Source organism: Stenotrophomonas sp. AR029 (assembly GCF_047520695.2).
Taxonomy (GTDB): domain Bacteria; phylum Pseudomonadota; class Gammaproteobacteria; order Xanthomonadales; family Xanthomonadaceae; genus Stenotrophomonas; species Stenotrophomonas sepilia.
The window spans coordinates 316,666-333,500 of sequence record NZ_JAXBQQ020000003.1 but is presented as its reverse complement, the minus strand read 5'-3'; the positions used below and the strand labels follow the sequence as shown (position 1 = coordinate 333,500).

Here is a 16,835-nt window from a genome sequence, read left to right as displayed (position 1 = left end):
TGTCACTGCCGTCATCGCTGTGCCTGCCTTCATGCTGTGCCGCACGCTCCACCGCCGGAACCGCCGTCGTCCGCGCTTCCGGCCACACCCGCCCGAACGCCTGTGATGGAACGAATGAACGCTTCTGCCGAGCTGTTGAAGGAACTCCGTATCGACCGCAAGTCGCCGCCGCCGGCCTCCGGAGGCAATGGCGGTGGTCGCCGCTGGTTGTGGATCGCGATCATCGTGGTCGTGCTGCTGGTCGCCGCGGCCGTGGCCTACCTGTTCAGTCGCGCACCGGCCGTAGAGGTGGAAACCGCTCCCGCCGTGGCCATCCAGCAGGGCAGCGCCAGCAGTTCGGTGCTCGACGCCAGTGGCTACGTGGTTGCCCGTCGCATGGCCACGGTGTCGGCCAAGATCACCGGCAAGGTGCGCGAGGTGATGATCGAGGAAGGCATGCGGGTCGAAGCCGGCCAGGTGATGGCCACGCTCGACCCGATCGATGCCGACGCGCAGCGCAGCCTGTATGCCTCGCAGCTGCAGGCTGCGCGCAGCCAGGTGGCCGGCCTGGAGGCGCAGCAGAAGCAGGCCGCCGCCGAAGCCAGCCGCCTGCAGGCGCTGGTTGGCCAGCAGCTGGTCTCGCGCTCGCAGTACGACCAGGCCGTGGCCCAGCGCGACAGTCTGCGTGCGCAGCTGGATACCGCGCAGCGCAACGTCAAGGTTGCCAACGACCAGCTGGCCATCGCCGATCTGGGCGTGGACAACAACATCGTGCGCGCGCCGTTCTCCGGCGTGGTCACCGCCAAGGCGGCGCAGCCCGGCGAGATCGTTTCGCCGCTGTCGGCGGGTGGTGGGTTCACCCGTACCGGCATCGGCACCATCGTGGACATGGACTCGCTGGAGATCGAAGTCGAGGTCGGCGAGGCTTTCATCGGCCGCGTGCAGCCGAAGATGCCGGTAGAAGCCACGCTCAACGCCTACCCGGAATGGAAGATTCCCGGCGAGGTGATCGCCATCATCCCCACCGCCGACCGCGGCAAGGCCACGGTCAAGGTGCGCGTTGCGCTGAAGGTGAAGGACCCGCGCATCGTGCCGGAGATGGGCGTGCGCGTCAGCTTCCTGGAACAGGCGCAGCCGCAGGCCGCGGCCAAGCCGCAGGGCGTGCGCGTGCCCAGCGGCGCCGTGGTGCAGCGCGACGGTGCCTCGGTGGCCTTCGTGCTGGGTGACGAGAGCCGCGTGCAGCAGCGCACGGTCGAGGCCGGCCAGGCGATGGGCAAGGACCGCCAGATCCTCAAGGGCGTGAGCGCAGGTGAATCGGTGGTGGTGAACCCGCCGGGCACCCTGCGCGATGGCGCCAAGGTGCAACAGAAACAAGCGCAGTAACGGCCTGGCGCCCGTGGGCGCGGCCGGCAGTATCGCTCGACGCACGCCTGCGGCCGCCGCAGGTGCGCTTCCCCGTTTCCCGCCTCCCGTGGAGAACCACCCATGTCGACCCTGGTTTCACTGCGCAACATCACCAAGACCTACCAGCGTGGCCCCGAGCAAGTGCAGGTGCTGCACGGCATCGACCTGGACATCGCCAGCGGCGACTTCGTCGCGCTGATGGGCCCGTCCGGTTCGGGCAAGACCACCCTGCTCAACCTGATCGGCGGCCTGGACAGCCCCACTGGCGGCGAGATCAGCATCGAGGGCGAGCGCATCGACCAGATGAGTGGCGGCCAGCTGTCGACGTGGCGCAGCCACCATGTCGGCTTCGTATTCCAGTTCTACAACCTGATGCCGATGCTGACCGCGCAGAAGAACGTGGAACTGCCGCTGCTGCTGACCCACCTCAGTGCGGCGCAGCGCCGCCGCAATGCCGAAATCGCGCTCACCCTGGTCGGCCTGGCCGACCGCCGCAGCCACCGCCCGAATGAACTGTCCGGCGGCCAGCAGCAGCGCGTGGCGATCGCCCGCGCGATCGTCTCCGACCCGACCTTCCTGATCTGCGACGAACCAACCGGCGACCTCGACCGCCAATCGGCCGAGGAGATCCTCGGCCTGCTGCAGCAGCTCAACCGCGAGCACGGCAAGACCATCATCATGGTCACCCATGACCCGAAGGCCGCCGAGTACGCCACGCACACGGTGCACCTGGACAAGGGCGAGCTGGCCGACGCGCCGCTGGCCCACTGACGGAGGCCACGGCGATGAAATACTTCTCGTTGGTGTGGGCACAGCTGTTCCGCAGCCGTACCCGCACCCTGCTGACCCTGCTGTCGGTGGTGGCCGCGTTCCTGCTGTTCGGCATGCTCGATTCGGTGCGGGTGGCGTTCTCGTCGGGTGGCAGCGTGGAAGGTGCCAACCGGCTGATCGTGGCCTCGCGGCTGTCGATCACCCAGTCGCTGCCGATCCGGCTGGAAGCACAGGTGCGCCAGGTAGCCGGTGTCCGTGACGTGGCTTATGGCATGTGGTTTGGTGGCATCTACCAGGACCCGAAGAACTTCTTCCCGAACTTCTCGGTGTCACCCAACTACTTCGATGTCTACCGCGAGCTGCAGATCGATCCGGCACAACTGGAGGACTGGAAGCAGACCCGCACTGGCGCCATCGTCGGCGAAACCCTGGCCAAGCAGTTCGGCTGGAAAATCGGCGATACCATCCCGCTGCAGGCGACGATCTTCCCGCGTGGCGGCAGCAATGACTGGCCACTGGTGCTCAAGGGCATCTACCGCTCCAAGGACCGCGCGCTGGCCGCCAACGAAGAACGCCAGTTGATGATGAACTGGAAGTACTTCGACGAATCCAACGACTACATCAAGAACCAGGTGAGCTGGTACACGGTGACGCTGGACAACCCGGACCACTCTTCGCGGGTCGCACAGGCGATCGATGCGATCTCGGCCAACTCCGACCACGAGACCAAGACCCAGACCGAATCGGCGTTCCAGCAGGCCTTCGTCAAGCAGTTCGCGGATATCGGCATGATCGTCACCTCGATCATGGGCGCGGTGTTCTTCACCCTGCTGCTGTTGACCGGCAACACCATGGCGCAGGCCGTGCGCGAGCGCGTGCCGGAGCTGGCCACGCTGAAAACGCTGGGCTTCAAGGACAGCACCGTGCTGACCCTGGTGATGGTGGAGTCGGTGCTGCTGATCGGCCTGGGCGGCCTGATCGGCATGGGCCTGGCCGCCCTGATCCTGCCGGCCATAGGCCCGAAGAGCATGGGCATGCTGCCGCCGCACGTGCCGACGCCAACCTGGCTGATGGGGCTGGGCCTGATCGTGGTGATCGGCATCATCGTCGGCCTGTTGCCAGCGCTGCGTGCCAAGCGCCTGAAGATCGTCGACGCACTGGCCGGTCGCTGAGGAGAACACCGACATGTTCAAGAGCAAACTCAAGAAGTGGCTGGGCAACGGCGTGACGGTGCTGCTGCTGGCGGTCGGCCTGGTGCTGTGGATCAGCCTGCCGTGGATCGGCGTGCTGGCCGTGGCCGTGCTGGTGGCCCTGTGGTTGCTGCTGACCCGCGGTGGACGGCTGGCGTTGGCCGCCACCCGCATCGGCGTTGCCAGCCTGCCGCAGCGCTGGGGCGCGTCCTCGGTGATCGTGGTCGGCATCGCTGGCGTGGTCGGCGTGCTGGTGGCGATGCTGGCGATGGGCGAAGGCTTCCAGGCCACGCTCAACAACACCGGCGATGACACCACTGCCATCGTGCTGCGCGGTGGCTCGCAGGCCGAGACCAACTCGGTGATCACCCGCGAACAGGTACCCATGCTGTCCACCCTGCCCGGCATCAGCCGCGATGCGCAGGGCCGGCCGTTGTTGTCACCGGAGCTGTCGCAGGTGGTCAACCTGGTGTCCAAGTCCGATGGCACCGACGTCAACGCGCAGTTCCGCGGCGTCGGCCCGCAGGCGTGGGCGGTGCATGACAAGGTCAAGATCGTTGAGGGCCGCAAGTTCGCCACCGGGCTGCGCGAGATCGTGGTCGGCCAGGGCGCCAAGGGCCAGTTCCGCGACATGGAGGTCGGCAGGACGCTGACGCTGGGCAACCAGACCTGGACCGTGGTCGGTGTGTTCGCCACTGGCGATGCGCATGATTCGGAACTGTGGACCGACGCCGATACGCTGGCCACCACCTACCAGCGCAGCGCCTGGCAGTCGATCAGCGTGCGTACCGATGGCAAGGCCGGCTTCGATCAGTTCAAGGCGGCCGTCGCTGCCGACCCACGCCTGAAGCTGGACGTGGAAACCACCCGCGTCTACTACAGCAAGCAGGGCGGCGGGCTGACCAAGCTGATCGACATTCTGGGCAAGGTGATCGGCACGATCATGGCGGTCGGTGCGGTGTTCGGCGCGCTCAACACCATGTATGCGGCCGTGGCCACGCGCGCCCGCGAAATCGCCACCATGCGTGCGATCGGCTTCCGCGGCCTGCCGGTGGTGACGGCCGTGATGCTGGAAACGATGCTGCTGGCGCTGCTCGGTGGCCTGCTCGGCTGTGCGGTTGCATGGCTGCTGTTCAATGGCTACAGCGTGTCCACCATCGGCAGCAACTTCAGCGCGGTGGTGTTCAAGTTCCACGTATCACCGGAACTGCTGTGGACCGGCCTGAAATGGGCACTGGGCATCGGCCTGGTCGGCGGCCTGTTCCCAGCGCTGCGCGCGGCGCGCTTGCCGATCACTACGGCGCTGCGCGAAACCTGAGCATCATGCAGCGGTGGACTGCGCATCACGCAGGGGGACGGAGCGAAGGCTCCGTCCCTTTTTCGTTGCTGAACTCAGGCATCCATCGCCGCAACATCGGATGGTGGGTGCCGCAGGGCCAAATGCCGGCGAACAGCCTCCTCCGGCGCGTACGCCGTGCCCAGCGCGTGCTGCTCACCCGTATGCCTGTCGATGAAGATCGGGCCATTGCCGGCCAGCGCGTCCGAGATCTCGCCGGATTGCAGGTAGCGCAGCGACTGGAAGCAGAACAGCCAGCCTTCGACCATCTCATGCTCGTGCGTGATGGCAACCGGCTCATCGTCGCTGGCAAGTGCAGCCTGCACGCGACGGCGTGCTTCGTCGAGCTGGATCATTCCTTCGCCTCTTGTTTTCGATGACAGCGCGAAGAGCATTTCATGCGGGTGGATGCATCGCAACGGATAGGCACCTGCGTACAAGTGCGCACTGCAGCGTGTTGTCACAACAGCTCAAGCGTGGCGGTTCTGTGCCGCTATCGATGCCTCTACTCATCGCAGACGCAGTGCGCGTGACGCTGCGCACAGTGCATCTGTGGATTGTTGGTTGCGATTCATCTTCGCGCACTTCCAGCGGCGTCGAGACAAACAGTTACGAATGAAAACATTCTAGAATCGCGCCCCCCACGTTGGTTTGCAGCACCCCACGCGCCCATAGAACGGGCGCATGTTTTTACTGAAACACGAGATTTCACGGATGTCCCTGAAAACCAATCCGCTGCGCAACGCGATCGTCATCGCGCTGGCCGCCAGCTGCACCACCCCCGCCTTCGCACAGAGCGCCGGCGATACCCCGACCAACCTCGACCGCATCGAAATCACCGGCTCGCGCATCCGCCAGGCCAGTGTCGAAACCGCACAGCCGGTGGTCGCGCTCAACCGCGCCGAGATCGAGAAGAAGGGTTACGTCAACGTCGCCGACATCCTGCAGGACATTCCTGCCGCCGGTGCGCCGAGCATGAGCCGCGCCTCGTCGCTGACTTCTTCGCGCGATTTCGGCGGCATGTACGTCAGCCTGCGCAACCTTGGCCCGGAACGCAGCCTGGTGCTGATCGACGGCCGCCGCATGGGCGTCAGCGCCGGCGGCTACTCCGACCTGGCCTCGATCCCGTCGTCCATCGTCGAGCGCGTGGAAGTGCTGACCGACGGCGCCTCCGCGCTGTACGGCTCCGATGCCATCGCCGGTGTGGTCAACATCATCACCCGCAAGAATTTCGATGGTGGCGAGGCCAGCGTCTATGTCGGCCAGTACGGCCAGGGTGACGGCCAGAAGCGCGCATACAGTGCAACCTTCGGCAAGACCTTCGAGCGCGGCTGGTTCAGCGTGGGCGCCGAGCGCACCAAGGAAGACGAGGTGCTGGGCAAGGACCGCGAGTTCAGCCGTTACACCAACGGCCCGCGCCACCCGAACGATGGCCTCAACGGCAACACGCCGTGGGGCTACGTCACCGTCGGCGGCAAGAACCTGACCGTGGGTCCGGGCGGCGACCCAAGCAAGGCCGGCAACTTCCATGCGCCGAACCCGGCCGATGGTGCCAACACCAAGTCGAACATGAGCCTGCTGACCGGCCTGGAGCGCACCTCGGTGTTCGCCAACGGTGGCTTCTCGATCACCGACAACCTGCGCATCGTCGCCGACGCGCTGTACAGCAAGCGCGAGTCGACCAAGCACCTGGCCGGCTACCCGTACTCGGTCAGCGCCGCGCAGGCCCGCAATGGCAGCCGTGCCGCCCTGTCCAAGGACAGCGCGTTCAACCTGTGGGGCCAGGATGCGCTGTTCGCGCACCGCACCGAGGAACTGCCGCGCGGCACCGAGAACAACCTGGAAACCAAGCGCGCCAGCATCGGCCTGGAAGGCAGCTTCGAAACCGGTTCGCGGTACTGGGACTGGAACATCAACTACATGTACAACCGCAACGAAGGCGAGCGCATCGGTACCGGCAGCATGTACCAGCCGCACGTCAACCTGGCCGTCGGCCCGTCCTTCATGGACGGCAACGTGGCCCGTTGCGGTGCGCCGGGCGCGGTGATCGCCGGCTGCGTGCCGTGGAACCCGGCTGCCCCGATGGGTTACACCGGCCCGGGCTCGCTGAGCAACCAGGACGTGCAGGACTACCTGTTCACCCGCTTCGTCGACAAGATGCAGAGCACCACCAAGGTCGCCAGCGGCAACATCTCCGGTTCGCTGTTCACCCTGCCGGCCGGCGACATCCTGGCCGCGATGGGCTTCGAGCACCGCAGCGAGGAGGCCAGCTACACGCCGGACATGAAGGTGCAGAAGGGCGAGATCGCCGGCACCAGCGGCCAGCCGACCCGCGGCAACTACTCGCTCAACGAGGCCTACCTGGAACTGCAGGTGCCGTTGCTGGCCGACCTGCCGTTCGCCCGCGAACTGTCGCTGGACGTGGCCGGTCGCTACTCGGACTACAACAACTTCGGTTCCACCACCAACAGCAAGTTCGGCCTGAAGTGGAAGCCGATCGACAGCCTGCTGGTGCGCGCCACCTACGGCACCGGCTTCCGTGCGCCGACCGTGGATGACCTGTACGGCGGCACCGTCAGCAGCCGCGACTCGTTCACCGACCCGTGCGATACCTCCTTCGGCACCGCCGCCACCAGCCCGGCCGTCGCTGCCCGTTGCCAGGCGCTGAAGGTGCCGGCCAACTTCCGCCAGCTCAACAGCGATGGCAGCGTGGCCACCAAGCCCGGCCAGCAGGCCACCACCGATTTCAGCTCGGGTTCCAACCCGGACCTGAAGCCGGAAACCGCCAAGACCTGGACCGTGGGCCTGGTCTACAGCCCGGACTTCGTGCAGGGCCTGGACGTCAGCCTGGACTGGTGGAAGATCCGCATCGACAACGCCATCGTCGGTGAGTCGGCCACCAACATCCTGGAACAGTGCTACGTGCAGGGTTCGGATGCTGCCTGTGGCCGCTTCACCCGTGGCAGCAACGGCCAGGTCAACTCGCTGGACCGCTCGCTGGTCAACGCGGGCTACCGCGAAACTGCCGGCTATGACATCAACGTGCGTTACCGCCTGCCGGAAACCGCGTTCGGCAAGTTCGCCGTCAACTGGAACACCACCTACACCGATTATCTGGAGCAGCGCAACGACAGCGCCGCCACCACCCCGGTGGAACAGCGTACCGGTTGGGCGGGCGACTTCCGCGTGCGCTCCACCTTCAACCTGGATTGGCAGTATGGCGACCTCGGCATCGGCTGGACCGCGCGCTACTACTCCAGCATGAAGGAGAAGTGCTCGTACATGGACGAGTGCAACATGCCGGGCTTCAACTCGTCGTACACCAGCGCCTCGCCGACCAACAAGGTGGGCTCCAACACCTTCCACGACCTGCAGGTGCGCTACAGCCTGCCGTGGGATGGCACCGTGTCGCTGGGCGTGAACAACGTGTTCAACCACCAGGGCCCGATCATGTACAGCCAGCCGAACAGCAGCTTCACCTACTACGGTGGCTTCGACATCGGCCGCTTCATGTACATGAAGTACCAGCAGCGCTTCTAAGCCTGCAACCGCGTTCCCGCCACGGCCATCCCTCTCTCCTGGCCGTGGATGGAAGCAGAACGGCGCCCCTCGGGGCGCCGTTCTTTTTTTGCGTGGAAGCAGGGTCGGATCCCCGCCGGCGCTAGCGCTTGGCGCGCATCGTGCGGATGTTGTCGCCGACGAACAGCACCAGGCCAGCCCAGATCGCTGCAAACCCGATCGCCTTGGCAGTGTCGAATGCCTCATGGAAGAAGAACACACCCAGCAGAAGCTGCAGGCTCGGCGCGATGTACTGCAGGATGCCGACCAGCGACAGCGGAATGCGCTTCACGCCGTAGGCGAAGCCGATCAGCGGTACTGCGGTGACCGCGCCGCCGAAGATCAGCAGCAGGTCGTTGCGCCAGCCCCAACCATGGAAGAACGCACCGCCGTGGCCGTTCTCGGCCCAGATCGCAAACGCCAGCGCCGGCAGGAACAGGTACATGCTCTCCACGCCGAGGCCGGCCACCGGGTCGACCGAGACCAGCTTGCGCAGCAGGCCATACAAGCCGAACGAACAGGCCAGGCCCAGCGCGATCCACGGTGGCGTACCTGCATCGATGGTCAGCCAGGCCACGCCCACCGCCGCCATTGCCACCGCTACCCACTGCAGCCGGCGCAGCCGTTCCTTCAGCACCAGCACGCCCAGCAGCACGTTCACCAGCGGGTTGATGAAGTAGCCCAGGCTGGTCTCGATGACATGACCGGCGTTGACCGCCCAGATGTACAGGCCCCAGTTGAACGCGATGGTCAGGCTCGACACCAGCAGGATCGGCAGCGCGCGCGGCTGCGCGGCGATCTTCCGCCACCAGCCCAGGCGCGCACTGATCAACAGCCAACTCAGCACCAGCACCGTGCTCCAGATGATGCGGTGGGCGATGATCTGGAACGAGGGCACCTCGTTGAGCAGGTGCCAATAGACCGGCACCAGGCCCCAGATCACGAAGGTGGATGCAGTGACCAGCAGGCCCCGGCGTTGTTCTTTCTCGTCCATGCTCACTTCTTTCTCGTCCTTGCCATTGTCAGCACCACCACACCCAGAAGAATCACCGCCATCGCCAGCAGGTCGCGCCAACCGAAGCGCTCACCGTTGAGCAGCGCGCCCAGCAGCACCGCGATCACCGGATTGACATACGCGTAGCTGCCCGCGAGCGCCGGGCGCACGTTCTGCAGCAGCCACACGTAGGCAGTGAACGCGACGATGGAGCCGAACACGCACAGATAGGCCATCGCCAGCAGGCCACCGGTATCGGGCAGCGTGGTCGGGCGCTCGCCCACCGCCAGGCCGATCAGCACCAGCAGCACGCCGCCGCAGATCATCTGCCCGGCCGCGGTCATGAACGGACCCGGCAGGTCCAGGCCGCGTGCCCACACAGAACCGAACGCCCAGCCGATCGGCGCGATCAGCAGCAGCACCAGCCCGGTCGGCGAGCCGGTCAGGCTGCTGCCGGCGTTGAGCCAGACCACGCCGAGGAAGCCGATGGCGATGCCCAGCCACTCACCACGGTTGGCATGTTGCCCGCGCAGCGCCGAGAACAGCGCCATCCACAGCGGCACCGAGGCCACCGCCGTGGCGGCCAGGCCCGAGGACACCTCGCGCTCGGCCAGCACTACCATGCCGTTGCCCAGCACCAGCATGGTCACGCCCATGATGACCAGGTTGCGCCACTGCCGCAGCGTCGGGTTCGGCAGCTTCCAGAACAGGCGCAAGGCCAGGAACATCAGGCCGCCGGCAATGATGAAGCGGCTGCCGGAGACCATCGTCAGCGGCAGTGCGCCGCCGTGCAGGGCCTTGGCGATGCCCAGATAGGTCGAGCCCCAGACCACGTAGACCAGCAGCAGTGCCAGCGCGACAAGGCCACCCCGGGGGGCAGCCGCAGACGAAGAGGGGGGAGCCGACATGACACACCAGGGAGCCGGGGGAAGGCGGATTCTAGGACGTTTTGAGTATGGTCCGGGACCCCATACGGTGGCACGCTGTCATCCATCCATGCACCCTGCTCTGGTCTGCTACCCCGTGTTGACGGCCGATGCAGTACCAAGAAGGCTGCCCGGCCGCGCCGCCCCAAGACCGGACGCCGTTTTCCCTGCGCACGGACGCGCCGCATCGAGGATTTCCACCCAGATGAGCACCACGTCCCAACCTGTTGTCCCCGCGAACGACCGTGCCGCCTTGCGGCGGTCGATCTCCAACACCCTCAAAGGCTCCGCCGGCAACCTGGTGGAGTGGTATGACGTCTACGTGTACTCGGTGTTCGCCGTGTACTTCGAATCGCAGTTCTTCTCGCCGGACGACAAGAACTCCACCCTGTACGTGTGGGCGATCTTCGCGGCGACCTTCCTGATGCGCCCGATCGGCGCCTGGTTCTTCGGCCGCTTCGCCGACCGCCACGGCCGCCGCCTGGCGCTGACCGTCTCGGTCACGTTGATGGCGCTGTGCTCGTTCCTCATCGCCATCACCCCCACCGCCGCCAGCATCGGCATCTGGGCCGCCGTGATCCTGTTGTTCGCGCGCCTGCTGCAGGGCTTCGCCACTGGCGGCGAGTATGGTGCCAGCGCCACTTACATGTCCGAGGCCGCCATTCCGGGCCGTCGCGGCTTCCTGTCCTCGTTCCACTACGTCACCCTGGTCGGCGGCCACGTGCTGGCCCAGCTGACCCTGCTGCTGATGCTGACCTTCTGGGGCAAGCCGGAGATCTCCGAGTGGGGCTGGCGCATCGCCTTCGGTATCGGTGGCATCGCTGCGGTGGTGGTGTTCTGGCTGCGCCGGGGCATGGACGAATCGCTGTCGGAGTCGTCCATCGAGGCCGCGCGCGAGGGCAAGGCAAAGAAGTCCGGTTCGATGTACGAGTTGTTCGTGCACCAGTGGCGGCCGCTGCTGCTGTGCTTCCTGATCACCGCTGGCGGCACCGTGGCCTTCTACACCTACTCGGTGAACGGCCCGAAGATGATCCAGAGCGCCTTCGCCGGCAACGACCCGATGACCGGCACCCTGATCAACCTGGGCGTGCTGGCCTTCCTGATGGTGCTGCAACCGGTCGGCGGCTGGCTGTCGGACATCATCGGCCGCAAGACCCTGCTGGTGTTCTTCGGCGTCGGCGGCGTGCTGTACAGCTGGTACCTGATCACCCAGCTGCCGCACCAGCATGACGCCACCCTGGCCTTCCTGACCCTGGCGCTGGCATTCGTCATCCTCACCGGCTACACCTCGATCAACGCGGTGGTGAAGGCCGAGCTGTTCCCCACCCACGTGCGTGCACTGGGCGTGGGCCTGGGCTATGCGCTGGCCAACTCGCTGTTCGGCGGCACCGCCCCGCTGCTGTACCAGGGCGCGCTGAAGACCGGCCACGTCGATTGGTTCGCCATCTACGTGACCGCCACGATCGCGGTATCGTTGGTGGTCTATGTGTTCTTCCTTACCAACAAGGGCCCGAACTGGCTCGACGGCACCCGCAAGTAAGCGCGTTGCCCTGATCGCGGCCACTGGCGCAATGCCGGTGGCCGCTACGTCTCCCGCCACCACGCTGATGTGGATCGCGGTGACGCTGGCCGCAGCCACGGCATTGGCCTGGGTGCTGCGCCGCCCCAACGCGCAGGCCACGTGGCCGCGCACGGGTTTCGGGATCGCCCTGCTGGTGTTCTGCGCCGCGCTGGCGCTGCAGCTGGCGATGGACCTGGGCAGCGGCCACAGCTCGCTGCACCTGCGGCTGCATCGCGGCGTCAACGCGGGGCCGCTGGTCGGCCTGCGCACGATGGCGGCGTGCTATCTGGCCGCGCTCGCCGCCGGCGGCTGGGGCGCGTGGAAGCTGCTGCGACGGCGCGGGTAGTGCCGGCCGCTGGCCGGCAAAGCCGCCGTCTTTCGGTAGTGCCGGCCGCTGGCCGGCAACCTCATGAACCTCCGGAAAGAGCAGGGAGTTGCCGGCCAGCGGCCGGCATTACTCAGCGGCGGGCCGCTTCGCTCTTGTCGCGCGCGCCGCGGAACTCCGATTCCTTTTCCCACGTCGGCCAGCGGCGGCTGTTGGCCAGCTCGGCACCCAGGTCGTAGACCAGCAGCGTGTCGGCAGCGTGGCCGCTCGGGTCCCAGCTCGGCGTCCAGGCATCACAGGCCTGGTGGTAGCAGTCGGCGAAGTACTTTTCGCGCAGCGCGCGGCCGCCTTCAACGCCACCGTCCAGCTTGTCCAGGCCCGGGCCGATGGTGATCGCCGGCACGCCCAGGCGGGCGAAGGCAAAGTGATCGGCACGGTAGAAGAAGCCGGCTTCCAGGTTCGGGTCCGGACTGTAGCTGCGGCCACGGGCCTTGGCCACGCGCTCCAGATCGCCTTCCAACGACACCCGGCCCTTGCCCCACGAGGCAATGTCGCGGGTCGGGCCATCCGGGCTGAACATCTCGATGTTCAGCACCGCAGCGGTCTTGTCCAGCGGCGCCAGCGGGTGCGCAGCATAGTAGCTGGCCCCCAGCAGGCCCTTCTCTTCAGCGGTCAGCGCCACGAAGTACAGCGTGCGCTGTGGCTGCGGGCCGGCAGCGAACACCCGACCCAGCTCCAGCACCGTGGCCACGCCGGTGGCGTTGTCGATCGCACCGCGGCGGATGCGGTCCCCCTTGGCGTCGGGCTGACCGATGCCGAACGCATCCCAGTGCGCGGAGAAGATCACGGCCTCGTCAGCATGTTCACCACCGGGCAGCTTGGCGACCACGTTGCGGGTCACCACCTGCTCGCGCTTGAGCGCGAAATCCACGCTCAATTTCGCGTTGTCCAGTGCCACCGGGCGGAAGTCGGCACGCATCGCCTTGCGCTTCTCCGCATCGAAGTCGAGGCCGGCGTCGGCGAAGATCGCCTCGGCCAGCTCGCGCTGCATCCAGCCGCGCAGCGGGGTGTGCTGCGCCATCGCTTCGGCGTGGCCGCGCTCGATGTCGAACAGCGGCGAAGTGCCCGAGCTCTTTACCGTGGCCCAGCCATACGCGGCCGGCGCGGTCTCGTGCACGATCAGCACGCCTTCGGCACCCCGGCGTGCGGCTTCCTCGAACTTGTAGGTCCACCGGCCGTAGTAGGTCACCGCCTTGCCATCGAACGCGCCCGGCGCGTCGGCCTCGAAGTCGGCGTCGTTGATCAGCACCACGGCGATCTTGCCGTGCAGGTCCACGTCCTTGTAGTCGTTCCAGTGGCGTTCCGGTGCGTCGATGCCGTAGCCGACGAACACCAACGGTGCATCCTTGATCTGCACGCGCTTGCGCGGCTGCAGGCTCTGCAGGGTCACGTCCACGCCATTGGCCAGCGCACGCTTGCCCTGCTTCAGCGACAGGCTGGCCTTGGCCTCACCCTCCAGCTGCGCGCGCACCAGCGGCACCGGCTGCACCCAGCTGCCGTCCACGCCGCCCGGCTGCAGGCCATAGCTGCGGAACTGCTCGATCAGGTACTGCACCGTGCGCTCTTCGCCCTCGGTGGCCGGTGCGCGGCCCTCGAACTCATCCGACGCCAGCACACGCACATGCCGCGACAGTGCCTGCGGATCGATGCCGCCACCCGGCAGGTCGTTGGCCGCATGGGCCAGGCCCCCGACGAACAGGCAGGACGACAGCAGCAACACGCGCATCGGATTCACGGCAGTACCACGGCTAGCTTGGAAGTCACCAGAGTGTAACGTGGTCGTGACACCACGGCGCGGCTTGGGCCTGTGTCATCCACGCATCGCGTTGATCTACCTGCTGATGCGATCCAGCCAGCAGGCCAGGCCCTGTGCGTTGAGTTCGATGTCCATCGCCAGCACGGCAATCACCGCCGCATCGTCCAGCGCACAACCATGCTGCTGCGCCCGTTCCAGGTACAGCGCCTGCAGTGCGGCCAGCAGGCAGCGGTGGCGGTCCGGCCGGCCATCGCACTGGCGGCCGATCGCGGCCATCGCATCGATCTGTTCGAACAGGTCGTTGGCCAGTTTCTGCACCTGCTGCACGCGCCCATAGTGGGTCAGGTACATCGCCTGCGGGCCGTAGCCCAGCATGCGTCGGATCGAGGCCTTCATCGCCTCCGGGTCGAACTGCACCGGCGAGGAAGTCGGGAAGATGAAAGCGCCCTGCGCGCTGTCCAGCTCGCGGTAGGAGATGCCGAACGTATCGCCAGTGAACCAGCTGCGGCTGCGCGCATCCCACACGCAATAATGGTGCAGTGCGTGGCCCGGCGTGTGCAGCAGCACCAGCTCGCGGCCAGCGAGATCGATGCGGTGGCCGTCTTCGGCCACCACCACGCGGTGTTCGGGAATCGGCTCGATGCGGCCGTAGCTGCGCGCGATCTCCTCGGCGCCGTACACCGCCGTCGCACCCGCAATCAGCCGGGTCGGGTCGATCATGTGCGGCGCACCGCGCGGATGCAGCACCGCCTTTGCGTTGGGCAGCTGCTGCATCAGCAGTCCGGCGCCGCCGGCGTGGTCCAGGTGCACGTGCGTGAGCAGCAGCCAGTCCACGGCATCCACGCCCAGGCCAGCGTCCACCAGCGCCTGCAGCATCGCCGGCACAGACAGGCCGGTGCCGCAGTCGACGAAGGCCGCGCGGCCGTTTTCAACGATCAGGTAGGCCGCGTCGAAGTCCGGGCGCTGGAAGCCGGTATCGATGGTGTGGATGCTGGGATCGGCGGTCATCGGCACGCACCTGGCAGTCTCGGAAACAGACGCCCATGGTAGGCGCGCAGGCGGTCCGGGTTCGATGCGGCTTTGGTCGGGTAGTGCCGGCCGCTGGCCGGCAACCTCGGGATGGCCGGGAGAATGCATGTGCCGCCGGCCAGCGGCCGGCACTACCGATCAGCCAGAACGCAATCCGAACCGCGGCCGCAGCAGCAACGCCAGCACCAGCACCGCCAGGAACGCGCCATAGGCATACAGCACCGCCAGCACCTGCGGCCAGATCGGGCCGGCGCCGGGCTGCACCACGCCAATGCGGTAGCCCCACAGCATCGACACGATGCTCAGCGCGAACGCCACGACCAGGGTGGTGCCATCGAACAGGCGCCGCCGCGCGCTGCGCGGCTGGCGCGGAAACAGCCAGTACAGGCTGCCCAGCAGCAGGAACCAGGGCAGGAACAGCAGCAGCGACAACCAGGCCATCGCAGACTCCATGTCATCGCGCCAGAGGCGCGCGGACATCATGCCATGGGTGCTGTGCCACGGTCGTGCTGGCGGGGGTCTTCCCTGTAGAGCCGAGCCCATGCTCGGCTGGTTAGCAAAGCAGCCGAGCGTGGACTCGGCTCTACAGAGGCGGAGCCGGGTCGAGCATGGCTCGACTCTACAAAGGGCAGGCAGGCCCGGCGATCAGGCAGCTTCGCGCAACGCAGCCAGGGCGGCCAGCACGGCGTCCACCTCGGTTTCCAGCTTGAACAGCTCGCTCTGCAACTGGTCGCCCTGCTCGGCCTGCTTGATCACCGCAATCAACTGGCCGGCATCGCGTGGCGAATCGAAGCCTTCGCTCTGGATCAGCAGCGTGCCGTCACCGGCGGTCAGCTTGAAGTAGAAGCGGCCGTCCTTTTCGCGGTACTGCTTGAACTGCGGCGGCGCCACGCGGGCCACGCCGGCATCTTCGCTGGCGATGTCACCGGCACTGGACAGGTCACGCAGGCCCACCGCATGGCGCAGCTCGTCCAGCAGCGGTGCCGCCAGCTGCTCGCGCAGCTGCTGGCCACGGCGCTTGAGCAGCGCTTCGATCTTCTCCGGCTCGGCCATCAGCGCGTTGTAGCGCTCGCGCAGCGGCGACAGCTCGCTGTCGATACGCTCGAACAGCTGCTGCTTGGCGTCGCCCCAACTGATGCCGGCGGCGAAGGCCCTGGCGAATTCCGCGGTCTGTTCCGGCGTGGCGAACGCCTGGTACATCTGGAACAGCGCCGAGCCCTCGGTGTCCTTCGGCTCGCCCGGTGCGCGCGAGTCGGTCAGGATCGAGAACACCAGCTTCTTCAGCTCCTCGCGCGGCACGAACAGCGGAATGGTGTTGTGGTAGCTCTTGCTCATCTTGCGGCCATCCAGGCCCGCCAGCGTTGCCACCTGCTCATCGATCACCACGTCCGGCAGCGGGAAGTACTCCTTGCCGTACACGTGGTTGAAGCGCTGGGCGAAATCGCGCGCCATCTCGATGTGCTGGATCTGGTCACGGCCCACCGGTACCTGGTTGGCCTTGAAGATCAGGATGTCGGCGGCCATCAGCACCGGGTACATGAACAGACCGGCGCTGACGCCTGCGTCCTCGTCCACGCCTTCCTCGCGGTTCTTGTCCACTGCCGCCTTGTAGGCGTGCGCGCGGTTGAGGATGCCCTTGCTGGCGATGGCGGTCAGGAACCACATCAGCTCGGTGGTCTCACGGATGTCGCTCTGGCGGTAGAACCACACGTGTTCCGGGTCCAGGCCGCAGGCCAGCCAGCTGGCCGCGATCTCCAGGGTCGCGCGCTGGGTGCGCTGCGGGTCCTGCGACTTGATCAGGCTGTGCAGGTCGGCCAGGAAGAAGAAGCTCTCGATCCCCGGCGCGCGGCTGGCCGCGATCGCCGGACGGATGGCGCCAACGTAGTTGCCCAGGTGGGGCGTGCCGGAGGGGGTGATGCCGGTAAGGACTCGGGTCGTCATGACTG

14 protein-coding genes are annotated in these 16,835 nt (G+C 66.7%); 7 read left to right on the top strand and 7 right to left on the bottom strand.

The window, feature by feature from the left end; all coding sequences use genetic code 11:
- Positions 1-114 precede the first annotated feature (114 nt).
- The 4 genes from ACM0PB_RS13760 to ACM0PB_RS13745 all read left to right on the top strand — a co-directional run bounded on the left by ACM0PB_RS13760 (position 115) and on the right by ACM0PB_RS13745 (position 4,662).
- Entirely contained in the window at positions 115-1,362 is a 1,248-nt protein-coding gene (locus tag ACM0PB_RS13760; RefSeq protein ID WP_414604642.1) for an efflux RND transporter periplasmic adaptor subunit, read from the top strand.
- Positions 1,363-1,464: 102 nt separating this feature from the next.
- The gene (locus tag ACM0PB_RS13755; RefSeq protein WP_005420572.1) at positions 1,465-2,154 is read left to right on the top strand and encodes an ABC transporter ATP-binding protein; all 690 of its coding nucleotides are present in this window, start codon (positions 1,465-1,467) and stop codon (positions 2,152-2,154) included.
- 14 nt (positions 2,155-2,168) lie between these two features.
- The gene (locus tag ACM0PB_RS13750) at positions 2,169-3,326 is read left to right on the top strand and encodes an ABC transporter permease (RefSeq protein WP_072168722.1); all 1,158 of its coding nucleotides are present in this window, start codon (positions 2,169-2,171) and stop codon (positions 3,324-3,326) included.
- A gap of 13 nt (positions 3,327-3,339) precedes the next feature.
- Positions 3,340-4,662 carry an ABC transporter permease gene (locus ACM0PB_RS13745; RefSeq protein WP_005420576.1) on the top strand — a complete coding sequence of 441 codons (1,323 nt, stop codon included), beginning with the start codon at positions 3,340-3,342 and terminating at the stop codon, positions 4,660-4,662.
- 74 nt (positions 4,663-4,736) lie between these two features.
- On the opposite strand, the gene ACM0PB_RS13740 is transcribed toward ACM0PB_RS13745, so the two are convergent.
- Positions 4,737-5,036, bottom strand: coding sequence for a YrhB domain-containing protein (locus tag ACM0PB_RS13740; protein ID WP_139726626.1), 300 nt, complete (start codon positions 5,034-5,036; stop codon positions 4,737-4,739).
- 358 nt (positions 5,037-5,394) lie between these two features.
- Between ACM0PB_RS13740 and ACM0PB_RS13735 the strand changes: the two genes are divergently transcribed.
- A complete protein-coding gene (locus tag ACM0PB_RS13735) occupies positions 5,395-8,220 on the top strand; it encodes a TonB-dependent receptor (RefSeq protein ID WP_065178982.1) in 2,826 nt (941 codons plus the stop codon).
- 121 nt (positions 8,221-8,341) lie between these two features.
- Here ACM0PB_RS13735 and rarD read toward each other — a convergent pair whose 3' ends face one another.
- Entirely contained in the window at positions 8,342-9,238 is an 897-nt protein-coding gene (gene rarD / locus ACM0PB_RS13730; protein WP_065185636.1) for an EamA family transporter RarD, read from the bottom strand.
- Positions 9,235-10,140, bottom strand: coding sequence for a drug/metabolite exporter YedA (yedA, locus tag ACM0PB_RS13725; protein ID WP_235649713.1), 906 nt, complete (start codon positions 10,138-10,140; stop codon positions 9,235-9,237). The genes rarD and yedA overlap by 4 nt, the downstream gene beginning before the upstream one ends.
- Positions 10,141-10,363: 223 nt before the next feature.
- On the opposite strand from yedA, the gene ACM0PB_RS13720 reads away from it, so the two are divergent.
- Both ACM0PB_RS13720 and ACM0PB_RS13715 read left to right on the top strand, forming a co-directional pair.
- Positions 10,364-11,698, top strand: a complete 1,335-nt coding sequence (locus ACM0PB_RS13720; protein WP_005420583.1) for an MFS transporter — start codon at positions 10,364-10,366, stop codon at positions 11,696-11,698.
- Between the two features lie 31 nt (positions 11,699-11,729).
- On the top strand, positions 11,730-12,065 hold the full coding sequence (locus tag ACM0PB_RS13715) for a hypothetical protein (protein ID WP_231109056.1): 336 nt from the start codon (positions 11,730-11,732) through the stop codon (positions 12,063-12,065).
- Positions 12,066-12,177: 112 nt separating this feature from the next.
- On the opposite strand, the gene ACM0PB_RS13710 is transcribed toward ACM0PB_RS13715, so the two are convergent.
- From ACM0PB_RS13710 to ACM0PB_RS13695, 4 genes are all read right to left on the bottom strand, one after another.
- Positions 12,178-13,830, bottom strand: coding sequence for a M28 family metallopeptidase (locus ACM0PB_RS13710; protein ID WP_053498772.1), 1,653 nt, complete (start codon positions 13,828-13,830; stop codon positions 12,178-12,180).
- Positions 13,831-13,935: 105 nt separating this feature from the next.
- Positions 13,936-14,868 carry an MBL fold metallo-hydrolase gene (locus ACM0PB_RS13705; protein WP_065185635.1) on the bottom strand — a complete coding sequence of 311 codons (933 nt, stop codon included), beginning with the start codon at positions 14,866-14,868 and terminating at the stop codon, positions 13,936-13,938.
- A gap of 159 nt (positions 14,869-15,027) precedes the next feature.
- The gene (locus tag ACM0PB_RS13700) at positions 15,028-15,330 is read right to left on the bottom strand and encodes a hypothetical protein (protein WP_032954673.1); all 303 of its coding nucleotides are present in this window, start codon (positions 15,328-15,330) and stop codon (positions 15,028-15,030) included.
- A 204-nt stretch (positions 15,331-15,534) separates the two neighbouring features.
- Positions 15,535-16,830 carry a tryptophan--tRNA ligase gene (locus ACM0PB_RS13695; protein ID WP_065178978.1) on the bottom strand — a complete coding sequence of 432 codons (1,296 nt, stop codon included), beginning with the start codon at positions 16,828-16,830 and terminating at the stop codon, positions 15,535-15,537.
- Positions 16,831-16,835: the final 5 nt, after the last annotated feature.

What these genes read in the sequence shown, in the direction of transcription:
- ACM0PB_RS13755 (WP_005420572.1), top strand. Translation starts at nt 1,465, where the DNA reads ATGTCGACCCTGGTTTCACTGCGCAACATCACCAAGACCTACCAGCGT.
- ACM0PB_RS13745 (WP_005420576.1), top strand. Translation starts at nt 3,340, where the DNA reads ATGTTCAAGAGCAAACTCAAGAAGTGGCTGGGCAACGGCGTGACGGTG.
- ACM0PB_RS13760 (WP_414604642.1), top strand. Translation starts at nt 115, where the DNA reads ATGAACGCTTCTGCCGAGCTGTTGAAGGAACTCCGTATCGACCGCAAG.
- ACM0PB_RS13720 (WP_005420583.1), top strand. Translation starts at nt 10,364, where the DNA reads ATGAGCACCACGTCCCAACCTGTTGTCCCCGCGAACGACCGTGCCGCC.
- yedA (WP_235649713.1), bottom strand. Translation starts at nt 10,140, where the DNA reads ATGTCGGCTCCCCCCTCTTCGTCTGCGGCTGCCCCCCGGGGTGGCCTT.
- ACM0PB_RS13705 (WP_065185635.1), bottom strand. Translation starts at nt 14,868, where the DNA reads ATGACCGCCGATCCCAGCATCCACACCATCGATACCGGCTTCCAGCGC.
- ACM0PB_RS13710 (WP_053498772.1), bottom strand. Translation starts at nt 13,830, where the DNA reads ATGCGCGTGTTGCTGCTGTCGTCCTGCCTGTTCGTCGGGGGCCTGGCC.
- ACM0PB_RS13735 (WP_065178982.1), top strand. Translation starts at nt 5,395, where the DNA reads ATGTCCCTGAAAACCAATCCGCTGCGCAACGCGATCGTCATCGCGCTG.
- ACM0PB_RS13715 (WP_231109056.1), top strand. Translation starts at nt 11,730, where the DNA reads ATGCCGGTGGCCGCTACGTCTCCCGCCACCACGCTGATGTGGATCGCG.
- ACM0PB_RS13700 (WP_032954673.1), bottom strand. Translation starts at nt 15,330, where the DNA reads ATGGCCTGGTTGTCGCTGCTGCTGTTCCTGCCCTGGTTCCTGCTGCTG.
- ACM0PB_RS13750 (WP_072168722.1), top strand. Translation starts at nt 2,169, where the DNA reads ATGAAATACTTCTCGTTGGTGTGGGCACAGCTGTTCCGCAGCCGTACC.
- ACM0PB_RS13740 (WP_139726626.1), bottom strand. Translation starts at nt 5,036, where the DNA reads ATGATCCAGCTCGACGAAGCACGCCGTCGCGTGCAGGCTGCACTTGCC.
- ACM0PB_RS13695 (WP_065178978.1), bottom strand. Translation starts at nt 16,830, where the DNA reads ATGACGACCCGAGTCCTTACCGGCATCACCCCCTCCGGCACGCCCCAC.